This is a genomic window from Roseateles sp. AC306 (assembly GCF_979253795.1).
In genome coordinates this window covers 194890-217039 of the sequence record NZ_CEEDEB010000008.1, presented here as the reverse complement: position 1 = coordinate 217039, position 22150 = coordinate 194890, and the positions used below count along the sequence as shown (strand labels likewise).

Here is a 22150-nt window from a genome sequence, read left to right as displayed (position 1 = left end):
GCCGACCATGAATGGCACCGCACAAATTTCATCTGCCCGGGTCAATCGCCGCGTCGCGATTGGCGGCCTGTTGGCTGGGGCTACGGCGCACGGTTTGGCCGCAGGGCGCTACCAGGTCCAACCTGACCTCATCGTCGCCAAAGACGGCTCCGGCCACTTCACCTCTGTCCACGCCGCCCTGCAATCCATCCCCAAGGACAACCGCGAGCGCCGCATCGTGCTGGTCCGCGACGGCGTCTACGAAGAGCATGTCCGCGTCGACGCCGCCTACGTGACGTTGCGGGGCGAGAGCCGTCATGGCACGCGCATCGCGTTGAACCGGCCGGCCAGCGCGCCCAGGGACGACATCGGTACGGCGGTGCTCAACATCTCTTCGACGGCGCATGACTTCGTCGCCGAGAACCTCACCATTCACAACACCGTCGAGGCCGCCGGCCCGCATGCCTTCGCAGTGCTGGGGCGGGCGGACCGCACCGTCATCCAGAACGCCGACATCCTGAGCCGCGGCGCCGACACGTTGTCGCTGTGGCGCCAGGGCAAGACGGCTGCGGAAGCCGGTCTGTCCAGCGGGCCCGGCGCCACGCCACTGACCGAGGACGGCGGGCGTTACTACCACCGCAGCCTGCGCGTCATCGGCTCGGTGGACTTCGTCTGCCCGCGCGGCTGGTGCTACATGACGGACTGCGACATCGAGCAGGTCTACCCCAAGGCGGAGGCGGCCTTCTGGCATGACGGCGGCAACAACAACGCTGACAAGAAGTTCGTCATCCACCGCACGCGCGTGGACGGGCCGCCCGACTTCTTCCTCGCCCGCGCCCACCGCGACGCGCAGTTCTTTTTCATCGGCTGCACGTTCACCGAGCGGATGCGCGACAAGCCGCCCTACCTCGTGCGCTACCCGCTCGACGGCGGCGTGCCGAGCGAGAAGGACATCGCCGCCAACGAGAAGATCGCCCGCGAGACGAGCGTGGGCGTGCGCAGCTACTTCCACGGCAACCACCGCCGCAGCGGCGACTTCGGCTGGCTGGCCGACAACCTGACCCAGGCGGCCAGTGCACCACGAGCCGAGGACATCACCGCCCGCTGGACCTTCGGCGGCACCTGGGACCCCGAGAGCCGCCAGGGGCCGCGCGCCGTCGCCGTCGGCGTGCGAGGTGATCGCGTCGCCGTCGCGTTCGACCGCCTCGTCACCGTGAAGGGTGCGCCGGAACTGGCGCTGGGCGCCGGCCGCCGCGCGCGCTACGTCGGCGGCAGCGGCTCCAACACGCTGGAGTTCCAGGTGCCGGCCGGCGCGGGTGCCGTCGCGCCGCTGGGCCTGGTCTTCGAGCGCGGCGCCATCATCGGCAGCGAGGCGGCGGCGGAACTGGTGTTCGCCGAACCGAGGTTGCTTGTTACCGCCTGACGGCGCGCGCCAATGCCGCGCGGATCAGGACATCTCTTCAATCGGCCACACCTCGACCACGCCATGCGCCACCGCGCAGGGTGACTTGGACACCAGCGCAATGGCCTCCTGCAGGTCTTTTGCATCGATGACGGCAAAGCCTGCAATCGGCAGGTCACTGCGCAGATAGGGCCCGTCCGCAGTCTGCACGCCCGCGCCTTCAGGGTTGCGCACCTGCACGGGCTTGCCGGCCCGGCCGATCAGGGCGCCGGCATCCTTCAGCCGTGCATCGTGCGCATGGGCCGCGTCGCGCACAGCGTGATCGGTCCGGTTGTAGCCCCGCTCATCGCCATACCCGACGGTGATGAATTTCGCCATGACGACACCTCAGTCGTTCCGAAGTAATCGCCCATGGCAAACGGTGTTCCGGAGCCTCAGCGCAACCCCGTCACCTGCGCCTCCTTCGGCGCGCTGATCACGTACTCCGCCGTGAACCGCTGGCTCTGCCCTGCCGCGAGCGGCAGCTCCCACAGCACCAGCCCGGGCTGCTTGCGCCAGGCCTGTGTCGCCGGTGCCGGGCTGAACTGGCTCTGCACCTTGATGTCCTCATGCTGCGACACCGGCGCGGCCTCGATGAGCTGCAGCGTGATGGCCGCCGTGTGGCGGTTCTCGACGACCCAGGCGCGCCCGTAGCGGTGCTCCGCGCGTGTGCCGATGAAGCCGGTGTTGGCGGCGTTGCGCTGCTCGGGTTCAGTCTGCACGCGCACCGCGTCGTCGCGGCCGAAGGGCAGCTCCAGCCGCTCCTCGCCGCTGGCGACGTTGAGGGTGCTGCTGCCCACCAGCGCGCCGTCGCGCACCAGTTGCAAGGCGCCGCGCGGCCAGGCGCCGCCGGGCTTGGGCGTGTCGGCGACGAGGTAGGCCGCCGCTTCACTCTGCGGCTGCACGCGGGCCAGCACCCTGGCCTGCAGCTTCTCCGTGCCCAGGGACAGGCTGGCGCGCTGCGTGCCGCTGTCGATGTTGACGCGCAGCGGCAGCACGAATTCGGTGGCGAAGGCGCCCTGGAAGACGCTGAGGTCGAAGCGTTCCGGCTCGGGCTCGCCAGGCGCCCGCGGCGCGGACATCACGGCGGGTGCGGGCGCTGGCGGAGCGGCGTACAAGGCGCGTGCTTCCATCGCAACGCCGCCGGTTACGGGCGGGCGGATGCCCAGCGGCCACGGCCAGGGCGGGTTCTGTCCGACCTTCTGTGTTGCCTGCGCCGTGGACAGCCGCAGCGTCACATTCTTCCAGTCCTCGCCGCTCTGCTGCGACACCTGGGCCAGGCGCTCCAGGCTGAGTGCGCCGCTCGTGGTGTCCAGCAACGCGCGGTAGCTAGGCGCCCAGCCCGCCTGCGTCACCCGGTAGTTCAGCTTCAGCTCGGCCTCGCGCGCCGTGGACAGCCGCAAGCGCAAGCTGCGCCACTGCGGGTTGGCGGCGGCCACGCGGTCGCGCTCGCCTTTCAAGGGCGCAATCTGCTTCTCGAGGTCGGTCAGTTGCCGCTGGAGCTGGAGCTGTCTCAGCACCGCCTCGTGCGCCGCCTTGCGGATGCTGTCGGCCGTCGCGGCGATGCCGGGGGCCGGCGTCGAGCGTGCTTCGCCCGAGCCCAGCGCCTTCAGGTAACCCAGGCTGGTCTCCAGGGCGCTGGCTTCGGCGGCCAGCGCGTCGCGCTGAACTTCCAGCTTGCGCACCTGCTCGTCCAGCGGGCTGGTGGCGCACTCCGGCACGCGCTCGCGCGGCAGCGTCTCCAGTTGCACCGGCCCGAGATTGACGCCGGCAGGCGCGTCGATCTGCAGCGAGTCCGGGTCGAAGCGGGCCGACAGGCAGCTCAGCACCAGCTCGCGCGCGCCGGCCGCCACCGTGGCCAGCCGCGTGACCTGGGCGCCGCCGGGGTAGACCAGCACTTCGTCGATGCGGCTGGCAGCGGGCGCCTGCTGTTGCTGGGCGAACAGCAGCGAGGGCGAAACGGCGGCGAGAAGAACGAGGTGCACACGCTTCATGGCAGGCAGGGCCGGATGGCCCGGTGGGCGGAGGTGCCGAAGTTTGCATCCTCCACGCCAGGGCCTGCGCTTGGCCTGCCGGCGCGTGCCTGGGTCGGTTCAGCTCAGCGGCTGGCCCACCTGGCGGCGATGACCAGACCGTAGACCGCAGCAAGACCGACCAGCGTGTAGACGGCGCGCGCCGCCGCCGTCATGTTGCCGAACACGGCGGCCACCAGGTCGAACTGGAACAGGCCCACAAGCCCCCAGTTCAGGCCGCCGACGATCATCAAGATCAGGGCAACCCAGTCCAGCGCGGTCGCGCGGCCGGTGGCGGGTGCATCGCGCATGGGCGCGTGGGTCCGCGGGGTGGTGTCGGAAAGAGGCATGGCGAACTCCTTGTGGAATCGGAGGGTTGAAGGGCACATTCGCCGAGCAATCGCCGTTCCGCCGTGGTAGCTCTGGGCGCCGGGTTTGCCCGCTGTCGGCCGCTTGCTGCAAAGCTTTCCAGCCCGTTGTCTTAGCATGCCGCCCCATGACTGACTCCCGCAAAGCCCTCGTCCTCTTCTCCGGCGGCCAGGACTCCACCACCTGCCTGGCCTGGGCGCTGGACCGCTTCGCCGAAGTCGAGACTTTGGCCTTCGACTACGGCCAGCGCCACCGCATCGAGCTGGACTGCCGCAACACCGTGCGTGCCGAGATCGCGCGCCAATTCCCGCACTGGGCTGGCAGGCTCGGCGCCGACCATCTGCTGGACCTCAGCCTGCTCGGTCAGATCAGCGACACCGCGCTGACGAGTGAGCGCGCCATCGAGCTGCAGGCCAACGGCCTGCCCAACACCTTCGTGCCGGGGCGCAACCTGCTCTTCCTGACCTTCGCCGCGACGCTGGCCTACCGCCGTGGCGCGACGGTGCTGGTGGGCGGCATGTGCGAGACGGATTTTTCCGGCTACCCGGACTGCCGCGACAACACGCTGAAGGCGCTGCAGGTCGCCCTCAGCCTGGGCCTGGATTCGCCCATGACGCTGGACACGCCGCTGATGTTCATCGACAAGGCCGCGACCTGGCGCCTGGCCGAGCAGTTGGGCGGCGAGGCGCTGGTGAAGCTCATCGTCGAGGACACGCACACCTGCTACCTGGGCGAACGGGGCGAGCTGCACGACTGGGGCCGTGGCTGCGGCCACTGCCCCGCGTGTGCGCTGCGAGCACGGGGCTTCGCTCAGTATCGGGAACAGGCATGACCGCCTGGCAGTGGGCAGGCGTCGCTGCGGCGGCGCTGCTGTTCTTCTGGGGCATAGGCGCCTACAACCGCCTGATGTCCCTGCGCAATGCCATCGGCGAGGCCTTCGCCCAGCTCGACGCTCACCTGAAGGAGCGCGGCGAGGTCTGCGACAAGCTGCTGGCCACCGTCGCCCCGCGCCTGCCCAGCGAGCAGGCGACCTTCGACGCGCTGGCCAGCGCCCAGGCGGAGTCACACGCAGCGACGCAGGCGGTGCGCGCCAAGCCCTGGGCCCCCGACCCTGCCGGCAGCCTCGCCGTCGCCGGCGCACTGCACGCGGCGGCGTTGACCCGGCTGATGTCGCTGCTGGACCACCAGGCGGAACTGCGCAGCGAGACCGAGATTGACGCGCTGGTCAGCGAGTTGAAGCTCATCGAACGCCAGCGCGCCTTCGCCCGCCAGGTCTTCAACCAGGCCGTGGGGCAGTACAACGAGGCGCTGCACCAGTTCCCGACGCGGGTGCTGGCCAACCTGTATGGGTTCAGCGAGGCGCGCTCGCTGTAGGCGCCGAGCCCCTCAGCTGACCGCGATGGCGCCCGAGTCGCACATCTCGCGGAACAGCGCGGCCATGGCGTGGCCGCTCATGGTGTACGGGTCCAGCCGCCCGCTCTCGGAATACTTCAGCAGCAGCGCGGGGTTGAGGCGGTGCAGGTTGACCTGGCCCATGGTCCAGCCGGCAAAGCCGCGCTCGGTGATCTCTTCATAGCCGAGCAGGATCACGTCGCGGTGGCGTGGGTCCTCGACGATGCGCTTGTAGCGGGCATTGACGGCGTTGCGCCCACCCTCCAGCACCTGCACGAACACGCCGTCGGTAAAGCACAGCAGGCCGGTGATGCCTTCGGCCGGGTTGTGCTCGCGCGAGGCCTTCAGGATGGCGGCGAGGTCGGCGTCGGCGGGCGCCGCAGTGGAGCGGCTGGCGTACATGAGTCGGACGAGCATGGTGTTCAGCCTCAGCCTTTGGAGATCAGGGACAGGAACTCGCGGCGCAGGTTGGCGTCCTTCAGGAAGGCGCCGCGCATGACGCTGTTCGTCATCTTGGCCTGGCTGTCCTTCACGCCGCGCCAGTGCATGCAGAAGTGGTCGGCCTCCATCACCAGCGCCAGGCCGTCAGGCTGCACGCGCTCCTGCAGCTCGTTGGCCAGCATCGTCACGGCTTCCTCCTGGATCTGCGGGCGGCTCATGATCCACTCGCACAGCCGCGCGTACTTGGACAGGCCGATGAGGTTCGAGTGCTCGTTGGGCAGCAGGCCGATCCAGACCTTGCCCATGATGGGGCACAGGTGGTGTGAGCAGGCGCTGCGCACGGTGATGGGCCCGACGATCATCAGCTCGTTGAGGCGGCTGACGTTGGGGAACTCGGTGACATTGGGCGCCGCGGCGTAGCGGCCGGCGAACACCTCCCGCAGGAACATCTTGGCCACGCGCTTGGCCGTTTCCTGCGTGTTGTGGTCGCTGTCGGTGTCGATGACGAGGCTTTTCAGCACCTCCTGCATCTTGGCCTGCACCTCGGCCTGCAGCGCGTCCAGCTCACCGGGCTCGATGAAGCCGGCGATGTTGTCGTTGGCGTGGTGGCGGCAGCCGGCCGACACGAGGCGGTAGCGGATGCGCTCAGAGACGGGGGCGTCGGGGGCAGGGGCGTTCATAGGCGCGGATTGTCTCGGCAAAGAGCACTTCTACACTGAAGCGATGTCCCAAAGCCCTCAATCTGCCCCGCTGCACCGGCTGCTGCTCCAGGCCGCCGACGCGGTGCAGGGCGTGCGCGAGGGCAAGTCCCTCACCGAGCTCCTGGGCCGCGTGCCCGCCGACCTGCGCCCCGGCACCCAGGCCCTGGCCTTCACCGCGCTGCGCCGCCTGGGCGGCGCCGAGGCCGTCCGCCAGCAGCTCGCGCCCAAGGCGCCGCCGCCGCGTGTCGATGCATTGCTGCTGACCGCCCTCGCCCTGCTGTGGCCCGACCCCGAGCCGGCTTACACCGACCACACGCTGGTCGACCAGGCCGTCAAGGCCGCCAAGCAGCGCGCGCCCGCCAGCGCGGCCTTCATCAACGCCGTGCTGCGCCGCTTCCTGCGCGAGCGCGACGCCCTCGTCGCCGCCGCCGAACGCAGCCCGCTGGGCGCCTTTAACCACCCGGCTTGGTGGGTCGAGAAGCTGCGCCTCGACTGGCCGGCGCAGTGGCAGGCCATCCTCGCCGCCAACAACCGCCCGCCGCCGATGACGCTGCGCGTGCACGCCCAGCGCAGCACGGCGGCAGACTACGCCGAGCGCCTGGCCGGCCTTGGCATGGGCGCCCAGGTCCTCGGCGCGCCGACGCCCCAAGCGCTTGTGCTCGACAAGCCGGCGCCCGTCACCGCGCTGCCGGGTTTCGCCGAAGGCCTGGTCTCCGTGCAGGACGCCGCCGCTCAGCTCGCCGCGCCCTTGCTTATCGGCGCTGGCCTGAAACCCAGCGCCCGCGTGCTGGACGCCTGCGCCGCGCCCGGCGGCAAGACGGCGCACCTGCTGGAACTGCAGCCCGACCTGAAGCTCACCGCGCTGGACGCCGACGCGCAGCGCCTGACCCGCGTGCAGGACACCCTCAACCGCCTCGGCCAGACGGCCACGCTGAAGGCCGCAGACGCCCGCCAGCCGGCCACGTGGTGGGACGGCCAGCAGTTCGACGCCATCCTGCTGGACGCCCCCTGCAGCGCCTCTGGCATCGTCCGCCGCCACCCCGACGTGCGCTGGCTGCGCCGGCCCGACGACATCGCCGCGCTGGCCCGCATCCAGGCCGAGTTGCTGGACGCGCTGTGGCCGCTGCTGGCGCCGGGCGGGCGCCTCGTCTATGCCACCTGCTCGGTCTTCCGCGCCGAGGGCCAGGCCCAGCTCGACGCATTTTTGCAACGCCAGCCCGACGCGAAGTCCCCTGCCGTGCCCGGGTTCACGGGTCACCTGCTGCCCCTGACTGACAATGGTTCGCAACACCCGTCGCCCCTGGACGGCTTTTTCTACGCCCTGTTGGTCAAGCCCTGATTTGTTCGCCCGCATCGCCATCGCTGCCTTCGTCGCCTTGCTGCTCGCCCTGTCACCGGGTGCGGCGCGGGCCGACGGCGTCGAGCTGGCCCAGCTGACCACGCGACGCGCGGACGACGGGCTGGAGCTGAGCTTCATGACCCGCTTTGAACTCGGCCGCCTGGCCGAGGACGCGCTGCACAAGGGGGTGCCGCTGTACTTCGTGGCCGAGGCCCAGGTGCTGCGCAACCGTTGGTACTGGCGCGACGCGCGCATTTCCCAAGTCGAGCGCACCTGGCGCCTGGCCTGGCAGTCGCTGACGCGCCAGTACCGCATCTCCAACGGCGGCCTGCACCAGAGCTTTGCCACGCTGGACGAAGCCCTGAGCGTCATCCGTGGCATCAGCAACTGGCGCATCGCCGAGCCCAAGGACATCGAGGACGGCGGCAGCTATTACCTCGAGTTCAGCTACAAGCTCGACGTCACCCAGCTGCCCCGCCCCATGCAGATCGGCCTGCAGTCGGGGTTTGCGCTGAGCATCGAGCAGAAGCGCAACTTCGCGGCTGACTTCAGTCTGAAATGACAAAGGCATCCCGTTGGGGCTGGGTCATCACGCTGGTGACCCTCACGGGCGTGGCCGGGGTGCTGGCCTTCGTGCTGATCGTCGGCACCACCTCCGAGCGCGGCTTCTTCGAGCGCCACTACCACTGGCTCTACTGGGTCAACGTCGGTGTCGCCGCAGTCCTGACCCTCGTCATCCTGACTGCCGCCGTGCGCCTCTTCGTGCGCGTGCGCCGCGGCCGCTTCGGCAGCCGGCTGCTGCTCAAGCTCGCCGGCATCTTTGCCCTCGTCGGCGTGGTGCCGGGGTTGATGATCTACGCCGTCTCCTACCAGTTCGTGAACCGCAGCATCGAGACTTGGTTCGACGTGCGCCTGGCCAGCGCGCTGGAGGCCGGCCTCAACCTTGGCCGGGGCACGCTGGATGCGATGGTGGCCGACCTCGGCGCCAAGACCCGCGACGCCGCTGAGCAGTTGGCCGACACCACCACGCCGCACCTGCTCGCGCTGGAGCGGGTGCGCGACAAGCTCGGGGCCCGCACGGTCGCGCTCGTCGGCGGCAACGGCCAGATCCTGCTGGAGGGGGGTGGTGACACCCGTCAGCTCACGCCTGACCGCCCCAGCAGCACCATGCTGCGCCAGGCGCGCGGTGGCGGCGTGGTCAGCCAGCTCGAAGGTCTGGAAGACGAAGCCGCGGCCCTGCAGGGCGGTGCCCAGATCCGCGCGCTCGCCCTGCTGCCCAACACCGCGCTGCGCCTGGGCCTGGACGAGCGCTACCTGATGGTCATCCAGCGCGTGCCGGCCAGCACGCTCGCCAACGCGCTGGCCGTGCAGACGGCCAACGGCGAGTACCAGCAGCGCGCGCTGGAGCGCGTCGGCCTGCGCCGCATGTACCTGGGCACGCTCACGCTCGTGCTCATCCTGGCTGTGTTCGCCGCACTGCTGCTGGCCGTCACGCTGGGCAACCAGCTCGCGCGGCCGCTGCTGATGCTGGCCGACGGCATGCGCCTGGTGGCCCAGGGCGACCTGTCCGTGCGCCCCGTGCTTGCCTCGCGCGATGAACTCGGCGGCCTGACGCGCTCCTTTGCCGACATGACCGGCCAGCTCGCCGACGCGCGCGCCCAGGTGTCGCGCACCGTGGCCGAGCTCGACGCCGCCCGCACCCACCTGCAGACCATCCTCGACAACCTCACTGCCGGCGTCCTTGTCTTCGACCCCGACGGCCACATCGAGACCGTCAACCCCGGCGCCACGCGCATCCTGCGCCTGCCACTGTCGGCCTACATCGGCCGCCCGCTGGCCGACGTGCCAGGTCTTGCCGACTTCTCCGCCTCGCTGGTGCAGCGCTTCGAGCAGAGCCTCAGCAACGACGGCGCGGCCGACATGGACCGCGAGCTCTGGCAGGAATCCTTCGAGCTCCAGCTCGACCCGAAGCGGCATGCGCTCGCCTTGCTCGTGCGCGGCGCGCCGCTGCCCTATGGCGCCCGCCTCGTCGTCTTCGACGACATCTCCGAGGTTGTCTCCGCCCAGCGCTCGGCGGCCTGGAGCGAAGTTGCCCGCCGCCTGGCCCACGAGATCAAGAACCCGCTGACGCCCATCCAGCTCTCCGCCGAGCGCCTGCAGCACAAGCTCGAAGCCAAGCTGGAGGGCAGCGATCAGGCCATGCTCGTGCGCTCGGTGGCCACCATCGTCAACCAGGTGCAGGCCCTGAAGCAGCTCGTCAACGAGTTCCGCGACTACGCCCGCCTGCCGTCGGCGCAGCTGAAGCCCCTGGAGCTCAACGGCCTCATCCATGAGGTGCTCAGCCTCTACGCCGAAGCGCAGGAGAAGGGCCGCCTGCTCACCGAGCTTGCGCCCAGCCTGCTGCACATCAAGGGCGACGCCAGCCAGCTGCGCCAGGTCATCCACAACCTCGTGCAGAACGCGCTGGACGCCGTGCAGGACCGGCCCGACGGCCGCGTCACCGTGCGCTCGTCGCTGTCGCTGACCGACGCCGGCGCGCCGCGCTCCGTGCGCCTGCACATCACCGACAACGGCCCTGGTTTCGCCGAGAAGGTGCTCAAGCGCGCCTTCGAACCCTATGTGACCACCAAGAGCAAAGGCACCGGCCTGGGCCTGGCCGTCGTGAAGAAAATTGCCGACGAACACGGCGCCCGCATCTCCTTGCGCAACCTGCATGCCGCCGCGGATGCAGGCTCTCCGACCGATGAAGGAACGGAGCTGCCGGTGACCGGCGCGCAAGTTTCGCTATCATTTTCAAATCTTGCGCCCGCCACCGAGCCCGGTGGCGCGAGCGCCAGGACCTAAGGATTCATGGCCACGATTCTTGTTGTCGACGATGAGCTGGGCATTCGCGCCCTCCTCTCAGAGATCCTCAGTGACGAGGGGCACACCATCGAGCTTGCCGAGAACGCCGCCCAGGCGAGGGCGGCGCGCGAGCGCAAGCGACCCGATCTCGTCCTCCTCGACATCTGGATGCCCGACGTCGACGGCGTCACGCTGCTGAAGGAATGGGGCGGTGCCGGCCTGCTCACGATGCCCGTCATCATGATGAGCGGCCACGGCACCATCGACACGGCCGTGGAGGCGACCAAGTTCGGCGCTATCGCCTTCCTCGAAAAGCCCATCACGCTGCAGAAGCTGCTGCGCGCCGTCGAGCAGGCCCTGGTCAAGACCGCTCCGGCCCGCCCGGCGCCGGCCGCCATCGGCCTGCCCAGCTACTCCCGGCCCGAGCCCTCTTCTGGCCTCAACCTGGGCATGCCGGTCACGCCCAGCCAGGGCGTCAGCCTGTCCGGTCACCTCCCCAGCGGCAGCGGCAGCCACGCGCTGGCCTCCGAGCAGACCTTCGAGCTTGACCGCCCGCTGCGCGAGGCGCGCGACGCCTTCGAGAAGAGCTACTTCGAGTTCCATCTCGCCAAGGAAAACGGCTCCATGACCCGCGTGGCGGAGAAGACCGGCCTGGAGCGCACCCACCTCTACCGCAAGCTCAAGCAACTGGGCGTCGACCTGAGCCGCAACAAGCGCGGGGCTGGCGGCTGAGCCGCACTTTGTGCTACAGTCGCTGACTTCGCTGAGCGGCCAAGGTTCTTCTTCTGGCTGCCGGTGAACAGATCAAGGCCTGGTAGCTCAGTTGGTAGAGCAGCGGATTGAAAATCCGCGTGTCGGTGGTTCGATTCCGCCCCAGGCCACCAGAAATTCTCTAAGTGCGACAAGTACTTAGCAACGACGGCGGCCTCGGTGGGGTCGCCGTTTTGCGTTTAAAACGCCTGTTTCTGGCAATGGTCTGGCAGTCCAACAGGAATTCACTGCGCGCCGGCGTCGTTCGCTGCGCGGCATTGCGGTCCAGTTCGGCTTGCTGCGCGGCAGCTACCGCCGCCGTTTTGGCGGTGTCGGGGCTGCAGGTGTGACGTAGTTCACGCCGATGCGGACCAGTTGGCAGAAGGCTAAACAAAACGCGGGGTCGATTCCTAGACGCAACTCCTAGTTATTCGGAGTTGCAAGATGAGGTTTTTGAGTTCTCCCCCGTCCCAAGGCGTCGCCCTGACGCCGATGGTCTCCCCCCGTTCGACCGGTACGGAGGCTCGCCATGGCGACTGATGCCAAGCCGTATAGAGAAGGGGATACCTGGTCGATGCGTCGCCGCATCTACGGCCAAGAGCTATTCGAGTCGGGTCACAAGACCGCCACCGCTGCCAAGAAGGCGATGGAAGACCGGGTCACCCCGCTGAAGAAGCGCGGAAAGCCTAAGGGCGCAGGCCCGCACCACACGACCGTGGCGCAAGCTGCACAGGACTACGCCATGGAGCGTTTGCGGTTCCTCAAGGGGGCCGTTCAGGAAGCCAATCGCATAAACAAGTACCTTCGGGTGTCAGGGCTGGCAACTCTCAAGGTGACCGGGTGGGCCAAGGCCGTCGCCGAAGGCAAGGTCGTGGATGTTGCGCCGGTGAGGGACGGTGAGGGCAGCGGGCCTGTGTTCTTCGTCGAACTCGTGCCGGCCAAGGTTGAGCGCGATGTTCCGCAAGGCCTCGGCGAGCATCGCGAAAAGCTGTCCAAGGCCACCACTGAGAGCGACGAGCAACGGGCGCGCGTCGCCTGCATGCCGATGGCCAAAGTGCAGCGCCATCACATGCAAGCCCTGATTCATGCGTTGCGTGATGACGGGCTCGGCGCCGCAACCATCCAGAACGAGCGCGCGTTCGTGCGCAGCTTGTTCTACTACGCACAAGAGCAGTGGTGCTGGAACGAGCCGAATGAGAACCCCGCCGCCGGCTTGAAGATGCCCAAGGTGGACAACGCGCGCGAACGGGTGATGTCCGCGGAAGAGCAGCAGCGGCTTGATGAGGCGATTCAGGACTGCCGTAACGGTCTCGTGGGCCCCACGCTCACGCTGTTGCGAGAAACGGCGATGCGCGCGTCTGAGCCGCTGGAGCATGCGCGGTGGTGCGATGTGGACTGGGAGCGCAAAGTGCTGAAGCTCACTGACGCCAAGGCCGGAAAACGTGAGGTGCCGCTGTCTTCCACGGCGTTGCAAGCGCTGAAGGAACTCCAGGTCCTCAACCCGAGTGGGCCTGAGAACAAAATCGTTCACGTGAGCTACGAAGCCCTCAAGGCCGCCTGGAAGCGAGCCTGCGAGCGCGCAAAGGTTGACGACCTGAGGTTGCAGGACCTGCGCCACACAGCCGCAACTCGCATGGCCTTGGCGTCGGGGAATGTTTTCCTCGTGCGAGCTTTGACGGGGCACAAGACGCTGACGATGCTCGAGCGCTACGTGAACGTGAAGGCCGGTGACGTCGTGAAGTTCATGGAGACCCAGACTGCGAAGGAGCATGCTGCTGCAGAACGGGCGGCCACGGAGCAGGCCGCGGCGGAACTGGCTGCGGCAGAAGGAACTGCCACGGAGCAAGCGTCGGCGGCGAGCGTCGATGCTCCTGTGGACGAGTCTCTTCCGGCCAATGTCGTGCGGTGGGATTTTGGGTTGCGTCGAAAGGCGTGAAGGAGCGCCTGGCGTGCGACGCCAGGCGGTCCGTCACGTCCAAGCATCTCAAATGGCCCGGACGTCGCATCAGTGCAAGCGCGGCCGCCCCCCGCCTAAGCCGATACGCGCAAGTGCCGGACGCACAGTCTGGGCTGGTCCGCTGCACCGAGACGTTGACCCATCACGACGGCGACACGTTCACCTGTTCACTAGGGCAGGCTGCTGCCGCGTTTGTCGTCAGGGTTGCGAGCATCGTCGCACCGGAGACTGTTCAGGCGCGGCGCCAAGCACGTGCACGACTTCGGAAACTTGCTTCTGGCGGAAGCGTTGTGGACTGCTACAAGGTCGACCGTTTTCAGCGTCACGTCTGCCGGCTAAAAGCGAAGGACGGGCAGGACGCTGTAGATGTGATGCTTTCAGATGGGCTGGCGTGGTACCCGGAGGACTTCGTCGGATTGCGCGCAACCATTCTCAAAACCTGTGAGAACTCGCGAGAAGCGGCGCAGCTTGGTCCGAAAGTCGGGCGACACGTGCACCACGCGTTGCAAGCGGCACGCCATTCAGCGAGACTGCCTTCATGCAGCCAGAAAAAACGCGGCGACCTCAACAGGCGGAGCGCACTCCCCAGGTTCGTGTGCGTGCATCTGAAGTTGTGCGAATGTGGGCGGGGCCTAGCATTTTCTCGGTGCTCAAGGCACGGTACACGTCGCAGCGCAAAGCTATCCGAATCGCGGCAGTGCGCCCATACCAGCGTCTGTCTCTGGAGGATTACGAAGTGCTCGAAGACTCCGGGGTTTTGGTTGTGCAGATTCCTGTGGACGTTCCGGGTAGCAGCAATGCGGAAGTGGCCAGGTACCTCACAGACCAGCTCAGCGCTGGCTCTGAAGCAACTGCGGAGCGGATGGCCGCACTTGGAACTGTCGAGACCGTCCCTGCCGCAGCGGAACACGGACACACGCTTATTTCGAGGGAAGAGGAAGAGGAGTTTCTTAAGTTCCTCAATGACCCCGCAGACCAACTTGCCGGCTCCTTTTAAGCGGTCATTTTGTAGCGCCACCTTCATCGGGGCAATGTCGCGGCTAAAAGCTTCGCCAGTCGAGTAGCGCTCCGGTTAAGGCCGGAACTGCTCGTTCCGCTTCATCGAGCCATGCGATGCTTTCAGCAGATACGGCCTGCAAGTTTTCAGGCGACAGCGGGGTTTGTAGGCAACCGCTGGCAGCGGGAAGGGGTCTTTTCCGCTATCCGCGTTGGCGCTGCTTGCAAACCATGGCTCCATTCCAACAACGGAGACCATGATGTCTGATGACAAATCCAAGTCCGGTGGTCAGGACCGCGGCCGCATCAGCCTCGGTGAGGAGTACGAGGTCCGCGATTGGTCCAAGAAATTCGGTGTCACCGTCGATGAGCTAATTGCTGCAGTCAAGGCTGTCGGCAACGACGCCAAGGCCGTCGAAGCGCATTTGAAGGGCCGTAAGGGGTGACTCTGTGCGCGTTGCGACGTGGAACATAAACAACGTCGTTAAGCGCATCGACTTGCTCCTCAGCTGGCTCGACCGCACGCGGCCCGACGTGGTCGCGCTGCAGGAACTCAAGGCGACCACCGACGCGTTTCCTGCTGAGGCCTTAAAGGAGGCGGGCTACAACTCGCTTGTGGTCGGTCAGCGTAGCTGGAATGGCGTCGCGCTGCTCGCACGCGACCAGGAAATCGTGCCTGTCATCCGCGCGCTACCGGGTGACCCGTCCGACAAGGAAGCACGGTACGTGGAAGCCGCTATAGGCGGCGTGCTCTACGGCTGCCTCTACTTGGTCAACGGCAACCCGCAGCCCGGGCCGAAGTTTGCGTTCAAGCTCGCATGGTTCGAGCGGATGCGCAAGCGCGCTGCCGAGTTGTGGGCGACGGGCAACCCAGTTGTGCTCCTCGGCGATTGGAACGTCGTCCCGACTGACGCCGACATCTACAGGCCAGACACGTGGCGCGATGACGCGTTGCTGCAGCCCGAGACGCGCGAGGCGTATTCCAAGGTCCTCGCGCAAGGCTGGACCGATGCCATCGGCCAGGTCTACGCTGAACGGCAGGTGCCGTTCACCTTCTGGGACTACCGGAGGAAGCGGTGGGAACGTGACGCAGGCCTGCGTATTGACCACGTCCTCGTCAGCAGAAAAATAGAGGTGCTGAACGCCGGCGTAGATAAAGAGGAACGGGGCAAAGAGAACGCGAGTGACCATGCCCCTGTCTGGGCCGAGCTAAAGCTGGCTTCAGGCAAGCGGCAAGTGAAGAGCGCGGCGCCAGCGGCCAAGCGCGTTATCGCCGCCAAGCCTGCCGCGGCTGCTGAACCCGTCAACGATGGCCCTAACCTGTCCAAGGCAGTCAAAGCCGCATTCCCGCTGAAGCTCGACCCCCAACTCGCAACGCTGACTGCCGGCTCGCCAGCAGGCGACGATTGGGTGGTCGAGAACAAGTTCGATGGCTACAGAGTTCTCGTACGCATCGACGGAGGCAAGGCGCGCCTCATCACGCGCAACGGGAACGACTGGACCAGCAAGCTGAAGTCTCTCGCTGCGGAGGTAGAACAACTTGGCGTCCAGCGAGCCTGGCTCGATGGCGAGATGGTTGTGCTCAACGAGCACGGCGTGCCGGACTTCAACCGCCTGCAGAACGCCATAGACAACTCTCGCAGCGCCGGCATCGTGCTGTACCTGTTCGATGTGCCGTTCCTGGGGGAGCACGACCTACGCGCTGTGCCTCTGCGCGCGAGGAGACAGGTCCTGCAGAAACTTCTGGAAGAGAAGCCCTCAGACCGTGTTCGTTTCAGCGAGGAGCTTCAAGCCGCACCCCGTGACGTGCTCGAAGCCGCTTGCCGGCTGGGCCTGGAGGGCGTGATGCTCAAGAAGGCGGACGCACCATATGTCGGCCGTCGCTCGGAAAGTTGGCTGAAACTGAAATGCCAACGAAGGCAAGAGTTCGTTGTCGTGGGCTTCACTGACCGTGCCAACGCGCCGCGGGACGTCGGCGCGATGCTCCTCGGCTATTACGAGAACGGGAAGCTCCGGTACGGAGGTTCCGTAGGTACCGGCTGGTCATCTGCCCAGGGGGGCGAGCTCCAGGCAAAGCTGCTGAAGCTGGAGACCAAGGAGCCGCCGGTGGATGCCGCCATGGTGACGCCGGGAAGATGGTCCAAACGGCGGTCCGGCGCCGAGCGCTGGGTTAAACCCACGTTGGTTGTGGAGGTTGCGTTCGGAGAATGGACGCCTGATGGACACGTTCGGCATGCCACCTTCCGGGGTGTGCGCACGGACAAGGCTGCAAAGAGCATCGTGCGGGAGGATGCCGCGGCCGCTGGAGCCCCTTCCAGGAAGGCCGCAGTCCCACCGGCGGTCAGCGTCAAAGTCAGCAATCCGCAGCGAGTCATCGACCCAAGCACGGGCGCTACGAAGCTGCAGCTCGTTGAGTATTACCAAGCCATCGCCCCTTGGATGCTCCCCCACCTAAAGGACCGCCCTGTGTCACTCGTGCGGGGGCCGTCCGGCATCGGCGGTGAGCTGTTCTTCCAAAAGCACAGCGAAGCGCGCATGCCTGGCATGACGGAGCTCGACCCGTCGCTCTGGCCAGGTCATGACGCGCTGTTGGCGGTCAACACCGCCGAGGCCCTGGTCCACGCCGCGCAGTTCAACTGCATCGAGCTGCACACGTGGAACTCCACGTCAAAGCGCATCGACCAACCGGACCGCGTCATCTTTGATTTGGACCCAGGGGAGGGCGTCACATGGGGCCACGTTCAAGAGGCTGCGATGCTTACCCGGGGACTGCTGGAGCAGCTTGGGCTGAATGCCTGGCTCAAGACCAGCGGCGGCAAGGGCCTGCACGTTGTCGTGCCGCTTGCACCGAAGCTGGACTACGACGCGGTCAAAGACTTTTCGCAAGCGGTCGTGCAGCACATGGCCAAGGTCATTCCCCAGCGCTTTGTCGCCAAGTCCGGCGGCTCCAACCGCGTCGGCAAAATTTTTGTGGATTACCTTCGCAACGGGCACGGCCAGACCACCGCCGCGGCGTTCTCCGCGCGTGCGAGGCCCGGCATGGGCGTGTCGATGCCGGTTGCCTGGGAGCAGCTTCCAGAGCTGAACAGCGGCGCCCACTGGACCATCGCTACCGCACCGAATTACATGGCGTCACTGAGCGTCGACCCGTGGGCCGGCTACTGGAAGAGCAGGCAGACGTTGACTCAGGCGATGAAGCAGCTCGGAAAGTAACCTTCAGTAAGCCGTCGTTCCCTGCTCTGGACGTGCAGAAATACCGGACTGCAAGAGCACGCGTTGCAGCACCGGCCGGCCATGTCCTGGATGGCGGAGGGCTAGCTCGCGGTCAACTGAGAATACGCACCGGTTGCAGGGAGGCGACCAAATCGCTGGCACTAAGCTTGGTCGAGAGGCTTGGCGTTGTACCGGCAATGGATAAATGGCTACTCGGTCTCCAACGAAGAGGTCGCACAGGGGGAAGAATGAAGAAGTGGCTCGCCGGCGGGTCCGGCAACCGATGTGAGAGCCATTGCGATGTCTAGCAGCGAGCTTGTGAACCTCGTGGCAGATGGAGGCACAGCTCTTAGTCTGCATCCGGGCACGCTGCTCTTTGCCATCTCGATGTCCGGCTTTGTGATGGCGAGCTTTGCCTTCAGTGCCGCGAATGCGATGCCAGCAAGGCGAAACGCCGCGCTCACCTGGTGTCTGGCCATGGCCGCTGCTGGCGCCGGCTTCTTGCTTTATTTTCTCCGCGGTCACGCACCGTGGTTCTTGACCTTTGTCGTAGCGAACCTGCTAGCCATTGGCTGTGCGGGCTATGGCTATGTGGCGTTCGCGCAGTTGCTCCAGAAGGCTGAGCGTCGCAAGACGTTTGCTGCCGCGACGGCCTTTGGCATGTCTGGCGTGCTCGCGACTTACTGCTTTGACATGCCTATCCGCGGCGCAGTCGTCACGATTTCATCCGGAACTGCTGGTCTACTTGGTATGAGCGCAGTGCTGCTTTCCCGCCAAGCCTGGGTCGGTCGGAGCGCCATCGTGGGTGGTGCAGCCGTTGCTACAGCAGCGACGTCCGCAGCCTTTGCAGCACGTGCAATGGTTGCGGTTTTCGGCGACGTCGGGAGCGTTTCGCCGAATGCCAGCTCGCCAATGCAGCTCAGCGCGCTACTGGCAGGAGCTGTCTTTATCGTCGCGGCCTCGGTCGGCTTCAATTCGCTGCTTTACGAGTTGCAACGGCAGGACCTGTTAGAGGCAACGAGTCGGGATAGCCTCACTGGCGTCCGCACTCGGAAGGCGTTCTTCGAACAGGTCGAACAGATGGAGAAGTCGGCAGGTCGTGTCCAGTATGGGGTGCTAATGGTGGACATCGACAAGTTCAAAAGTATCAACGACACCTACGGGCATGGCGTAGGTGACCTTGTGCTGGCGCACGCTGGACGTCTCTTGGGGAGCTCCGTTCGGATAAGCGATGCCGTCGGACGGTACGGCGGGGAAGAGTTCTGCATCCTCTTGCGGAACTGCACCGAAACCCAAGTCGCTTCGCTGGCGAACCGGGCCGTCGAGGAAGCTGCCCAACAGCCGGTTCGGCTGCCCAATGGGCTGTCGCTGAAGTACACGGTGTCTGTAGGCTTTGCTGTTGCAGGCCACCGTGAGGAGGGGTTTGAGCCGTTCAGCGAGGCCATCGAGCGGGCAGACCAAGCGCTCCTGCGAGCAAAGCGAGAAGGCCGCAATCGGGCGGTACGTGCCGCTTCAGTAGTTGCGTGAAGCCCCAAAGCTTTTCAGTATTTGTTCATGTTTCTGCTACCGCCAATACACGACAGACGAATTGAGTCCGAGGACGGGCAGGCAACCTTTCGGCTGCGAATGGCGCTGGTTGTTCTTGCGTTCACCGCTGCTGGCTGGGTCGTCTGGCCGCAGTCGATTGGTCCCAGGGAGATTTTTTCGGTCGTCTGCTACCTGACATACGCGTATGTCTGGGCTTGGGTAGTCTCCAAACAGATTGGCGCGGCCAACCAGCGCCAGTGGACGGCCGTTCTGTTGGACCACTTCATTTTCGCCACGTGCCTTGCGCTCGGTGGCAAGAGTATGGCGTTCGTCGCCTGGGTGCCGGTCACCACAAGCGTTGGACACGGTCTTCGGTTTGGCGGTCACCGTGGAGTGATAGCGGCCCTGCTGGGCGGTGTGTGCATGTTCCTCGCCACAAACTATGGGCCGCTGTGGCGCTTTCCCCTGGAGGTTTCATTGGGCATGGCGGCAACGGCATTCATCGCGCCGATGTATGTGGTCAGGCTCGTGCAGACCATCGAGGTTCAGAGGCGTCAGTCCGAGGCCCGTGCCTCTCACCTTGAAAGCGCTGTGCGCCTTGATGGATTGACTGGCGTGCTCAACCGCAGAGGATTTGACGATACATGGTCACAGCTGTCCGACCATGAGGGAAAGAGTAAGGCGGCGGTTGGACTGGTGTACCTAGACTTGGACGGCTTCAAAGCAGTCAATGACAACTATGGGCACGACGTCGGTGACGAGACGCTTCGACAAGTGGCCGCTCTCCTCACGGTAACTGTGCGGAACGCGGATTTCGTGGCAAGAATGGGTGGTGACGAGTTCGCCATCGTTGTCGGAATGCCGACCTCTCCCGCCGACGTGGAGCACGTTGCAAGTAAGGCAGTAGCCGCAATCAGGGCATGGAGACTCGATGGAGTCAATGCGCGACTTGGCGCAAGCGCTGGCGTGGTGTTTGTGGCCCAAGGCAGCTCGCTCGACGGAGCAATCCGAGAGGCCGACGAGCGCATGTTTGCGGTCAAGCGACAGCGCAAAGGCCAGCTTGGGCGTTGATTGCGGGCCATGAAGGTGCGCCCCACCGCCTAGATTTTCACGCGGTCACCCCACATTCCAAGCAGCTTCTCGGCGTCGTCGCAAGCGTCCAAATGCGCCTCGAGCTCAGTGTCACGGAGGGGCAGGCACTCGTGCTCGACCCGTAGTGCACGAGGGCCTTGAAGGGCCGATACCACGCCCACGAACCACGTACCCGAACGACGTGTTGATGGAAACAAGGTGACGTGCGGGGAAACGTACAAATCCGACATTGCTCGCTCCAGGTTCTCGGAATCTTCGAACCTTGTCCGTTCTTTTTCAAGTTGAACCGCATGAGGACCATCGCCCGGCGAGGGCACGACGCTTGCCGTTGTGCGTCGCCTGTCCTTAGGTTGCTCTGGCATGAAGGTCGCAACGTACAACGTGAACGGCGTCAAGGGCCGTCTTCCTCGGCTAATCGAGTGGCTCGAGGAGACAACGCCGGACGTCGCCTGCTTGCAGGAAATCAAGACCGGCGACGCGACATTCCCCATCGAAGCTATCGAAGCGGCCGGCTACCAGGCGGTGTGGCACGGACAGCCCCGGCATCACGGGGTAGCCGTTCTCGCGCGTGGAGAGACGCCGGTCGAAGTGCGCCGTGGTCTGCCAGGCGACGCCACGGACCTCCAAGCGCGGTATCTTGAGGTAGATGTTTTCGGCCTACGCATCGCCTCCGTCTACTTGCCGAACGGCAACCCAGTCCCGAGCCCCAACTTTGACTACAAGTTGCGGTGGTTCGAGCAGTTCATCGCCTACACCGAGACGCTCGTCGCGGGACGGAGGCCAACAATCCTCGCGGGCGACCTGAACGTTGTCCCGACGAACGCAGACATCTACAACGCATGGGCGTGGCAGTTCGACGCGGTGATGCAGCAGGAGACACGCGATGCCTATCAGCGGCTGCTCAGCCAAGGCTGGATAGACGCTACGCGCCACCTGCATCCGAGCGAGCGCATCTACAGCTTTTGGGTCAACGGCGAGGCTTTTGCCCGGAACGCTGGCTTTCGGATGGATTTTTTACTCTTGAGCCCCGACCTGATTGGTCGCTTAGCTGCGGCTGAGGTTGACGTTGAATACCGCGGCCGCGAGAAGCCGAGCGACCACACACCCGTCTGGGTCAACCTCCTCTAGACATCGGCGCGCATGTTTACTCGTCGTTGGGATGGTTCGCTGGCTCCGTGTTCTCATCGGAAGCGGGGTCGTCCTTGCTCCCTGACGGTGGAATTTGCGGTCTGACTGGTTGCTGAGCTTGCGGAACGTCCTGTCCTTCCGAATCGACGGGATAGACCGGACGACGGCCCGGATGCGGCTGAATCTTCTTGGCGTCCACGACGGCTCCTCGTAGCTGTTTGAAAAGCAGCTGCGGCAAACCGCGTGCCGGCCAGAGCGGCCAGTAGACTGGGTCGCATGGCAAGTGGCACCCCTCGGCTGTACTCGTACTTATGGCGTTTACAACGGCGCCTTGAGAGGGGCCGGCCAACTCGACGTGCACGGTGGCTCAGCCAAGGGCTGCTTCATCTCCGCAACTGGCTCTTCCCGCGCGACTTTCTGACCGGTGCCTACTGGCGAGACGAATTCATCAAGCGTGTTCGCGGTGCGTTGGCGCGGAGGCAGGGCGGCGCCTTGCTCTTCATCGACATAGACGACTTTGGCTGGGTCAACCACACCTGGGGCCACGCTCATGGGGATGGATGCCTACAGCGCTTCGTCGGCATCGTGCGGGACGTTGTCGGCGGCATGCTCATCGGCCGTTTCGGGGGTGAAGAGTTCGTCATCTACATCGAGCGTCCCGCGGCAGCTGTGGATTTGGCTGAAGAAATCAGGCGGCGCATCGAGCAGGACAAGAATTTCCTCCTGATGCGGGAGCAGGTTCCGAGGCAGCTAACGTCCAACTCCTTGGCCTTAGGGTCCAACCGCTCCTTCCTCACAGCGTCTATCGGCGTGGCTTTGACCGAGGGAGACAGCTCGTTCGAGAAGCTGTTTGCAGCCGCAGATACGGCACAAAACGATGCAAAGGTGGGTGGCCGCAATCGCGTTGAGGTTCGGTCAGTCGACGGAGACTGAACTTTCGGGCGGGTCGTGCAACTTCGCCGCGCGGCC

At 65.7% G+C, this 22150-nt stretch carries 20 protein-coding genes and 1 tRNA gene; 16 read left to right on the top strand and 5 right to left on the bottom strand.

The window, feature by feature from the left end; genetic code table 11:
- Positions 1-7 precede the first annotated feature (7 nt).
- Positions 8-1402, top strand: coding sequence for a pectinesterase family protein (locus tag AC0IZJ_RS17345; protein WP_471852220.1), 1395 nt, complete (start codon positions 8-10; stop codon positions 1400-1402).
- A gap of 24 nt (positions 1403-1426) precedes the next feature.
- Here AC0IZJ_RS17345 and AC0IZJ_RS17340 read toward each other — a convergent pair whose 3' ends face one another.
- The 3 genes from AC0IZJ_RS17340 to AC0IZJ_RS17330 form a co-directional block, all read right to left on the bottom strand.
- A complete protein-coding gene (locus tag AC0IZJ_RS17340; protein ID WP_471852218.1) occupies positions 1427-1759 on the bottom strand; it encodes a YciI family protein in 333 nt (110 codons plus the stop codon).
- A gap of 56 nt (positions 1760-1815) precedes the next feature.
- Positions 1816-3414, bottom strand: a complete 1599-nt coding sequence (locus AC0IZJ_RS17335; protein ID WP_471852216.1) for a DUF4139 domain-containing protein — start codon at positions 3412-3414, stop codon at positions 1816-1818.
- A 104-nt stretch (positions 3415-3518) separates the two neighbouring features.
- Positions 3519-3782: a DUF378 domain-containing protein gene (locus AC0IZJ_RS17330; RefSeq protein ID WP_471852214.1), complete on the bottom strand. Its 264-nt coding sequence runs from the start codon at positions 3780-3782 to the stop codon at positions 3519-3521.
- 146 nt (positions 3783-3928) lie between these two features.
- On the opposite strand from AC0IZJ_RS17330, the gene queC reads away from it, so the two are divergent.
- Positions 3929-4633: a 7-cyano-7-deazaguanine synthase QueC gene (queC, locus tag AC0IZJ_RS17325; protein WP_471852210.1), complete on the top strand. Its 705-nt coding sequence runs from the start codon at positions 3929-3931 to the stop codon at positions 4631-4633.
- On the top strand, positions 4630-5175 hold the full coding sequence (locus AC0IZJ_RS17320; RefSeq protein WP_471852206.1) for a LemA family protein: 546 nt from the start codon (positions 4630-4632) through the stop codon (positions 5173-5175). Before queC ends, AC0IZJ_RS17320 begins: the two co-directional genes overlap by 4 nt.
- Positions 5176-5187: 12 nt before the next feature.
- Here the strand turns inward: AC0IZJ_RS17320 and AC0IZJ_RS17315 are convergent, their stop codons facing one another.
- Complete coding sequence (locus tag AC0IZJ_RS17315) at positions 5188-5610, bottom strand: BLUF domain-containing protein (RefSeq protein ID WP_471852202.1); 423 nt, start codon at positions 5608-5610, stop codon at positions 5188-5190.
- An 11-nt stretch (positions 5611-5621) separates the two neighbouring features.
- Positions 5622-6314, bottom strand: a complete 693-nt coding sequence (gene folE / locus AC0IZJ_RS17310; RefSeq protein WP_471852200.1) for a GTP cyclohydrolase I — start codon at positions 6312-6314, stop codon at positions 5622-5624.
- Positions 6315-6357: 43 nt separating this feature from the next.
- Between folE and rsmB the strand changes: the two genes are divergently transcribed.
- The 13 genes from rsmB to AC0IZJ_RS17245 all read left to right on the top strand — a co-directional run bounded on the left by rsmB (position 6358) and on the right by AC0IZJ_RS17245 (position 22114).
- Positions 6358-7674 carry a 16S rRNA (cytosine(967)-C(5))-methyltransferase RsmB gene (gene rsmB / locus AC0IZJ_RS17305; protein WP_471852198.1) on the top strand — a complete coding sequence of 439 codons (1317 nt, stop codon included), beginning with the start codon at positions 6358-6360 and terminating at the stop codon, positions 7672-7674.
- Position 7675: 1 nt separating this feature from the next.
- Positions 7676-8236: a DUF4390 domain-containing protein gene (locus AC0IZJ_RS17300; protein ID WP_471852195.1), complete on the top strand. Its 561-nt coding sequence runs from the start codon at positions 7676-7678 to the stop codon at positions 8234-8236.
- The gene (locus AC0IZJ_RS17295) at positions 8233-10518 is read left to right on the top strand and encodes a sensor histidine kinase (RefSeq protein ID WP_471852191.1); all 2286 of its coding nucleotides are present in this window, start codon (positions 8233-8235) and stop codon (positions 10516-10518) included. Before AC0IZJ_RS17300 ends, AC0IZJ_RS17295 begins: the two co-directional genes overlap by 4 nt.
- 6 nt (positions 10519-10524) lie before the next feature.
- The gene (locus AC0IZJ_RS17290; protein ID WP_471852188.1) at positions 10525-11250 is read left to right on the top strand and encodes a response regulator; all 726 of its coding nucleotides are present in this window, start codon (positions 10525-10527) and stop codon (positions 11248-11250) included.
- Between the two features lie 76 nt (positions 11251-11326).
- Positions 11327-11402, top strand: a tRNA-Phe gene (locus tag AC0IZJ_RS17285).
- Positions 11403-11797: 395 nt separating this feature from the next.
- Positions 11798-13204: a tyrosine-type recombinase/integrase gene (locus AC0IZJ_RS17280; RefSeq protein WP_471852185.1), complete on the top strand. Its 1407-nt coding sequence runs from the start codon at positions 11798-11800 to the stop codon at positions 13202-13204.
- 757 nt (positions 13205-13961) lie between these two features.
- Positions 13962-14222 (top strand): hypothetical protein, encoded by a 261-nt coding sequence (locus AC0IZJ_RS17275; protein ID WP_471852182.1) that lies wholly within the window; start codon positions 13962-13964, stop codon positions 14220-14222.
- 259 nt (positions 14223-14481) lie between these two features.
- Positions 14482-14667, top strand: a complete 186-nt coding sequence (locus AC0IZJ_RS17270) for a DUF3606 domain-containing protein (RefSeq protein ID WP_471852179.1) — start codon at positions 14482-14484, stop codon at positions 14665-14667.
- 4 nt (positions 14668-14671) lie between these two features.
- Entirely contained in the window at positions 14672-17434 is a 2763-nt protein-coding gene (ligD, locus tag AC0IZJ_RS17265; protein WP_471852176.1) for a DNA ligase D, read from the top strand.
- A 300-nt stretch (positions 17435-17734) separates the two neighbouring features.
- Positions 17735-18961 carry a GGDEF domain-containing protein gene (locus AC0IZJ_RS17260; protein WP_471852173.1) on the top strand — a complete coding sequence of 409 codons (1227 nt, stop codon included), beginning with the start codon at positions 17735-17737 and terminating at the stop codon, positions 18959-18961.
- A gap of 27 nt (positions 18962-18988) precedes the next feature.
- Positions 18989-20032, top strand: a complete 1044-nt coding sequence (locus tag AC0IZJ_RS17255) for a GGDEF domain-containing protein (RefSeq protein ID WP_471852269.1) — start codon at positions 18989-18991, stop codon at positions 20030-20032.
- Positions 20033-20413: 381 nt separating this feature from the next.
- Positions 20414-21181, top strand: coding sequence for an exodeoxyribonuclease III (gene xth / locus AC0IZJ_RS17250; protein WP_471852170.1), 768 nt, complete (start codon positions 20414-20416; stop codon positions 21179-21181).
- A 276-nt stretch (positions 21182-21457) separates the two neighbouring features.
- Positions 21458-22114: a GGDEF domain-containing protein gene (locus tag AC0IZJ_RS17245; RefSeq protein ID WP_471852167.1), complete on the top strand. Its 657-nt coding sequence runs from the start codon at positions 21458-21460 to the stop codon at positions 22112-22114.
- Positions 22115-22150: the final 36 nt, after the last annotated feature.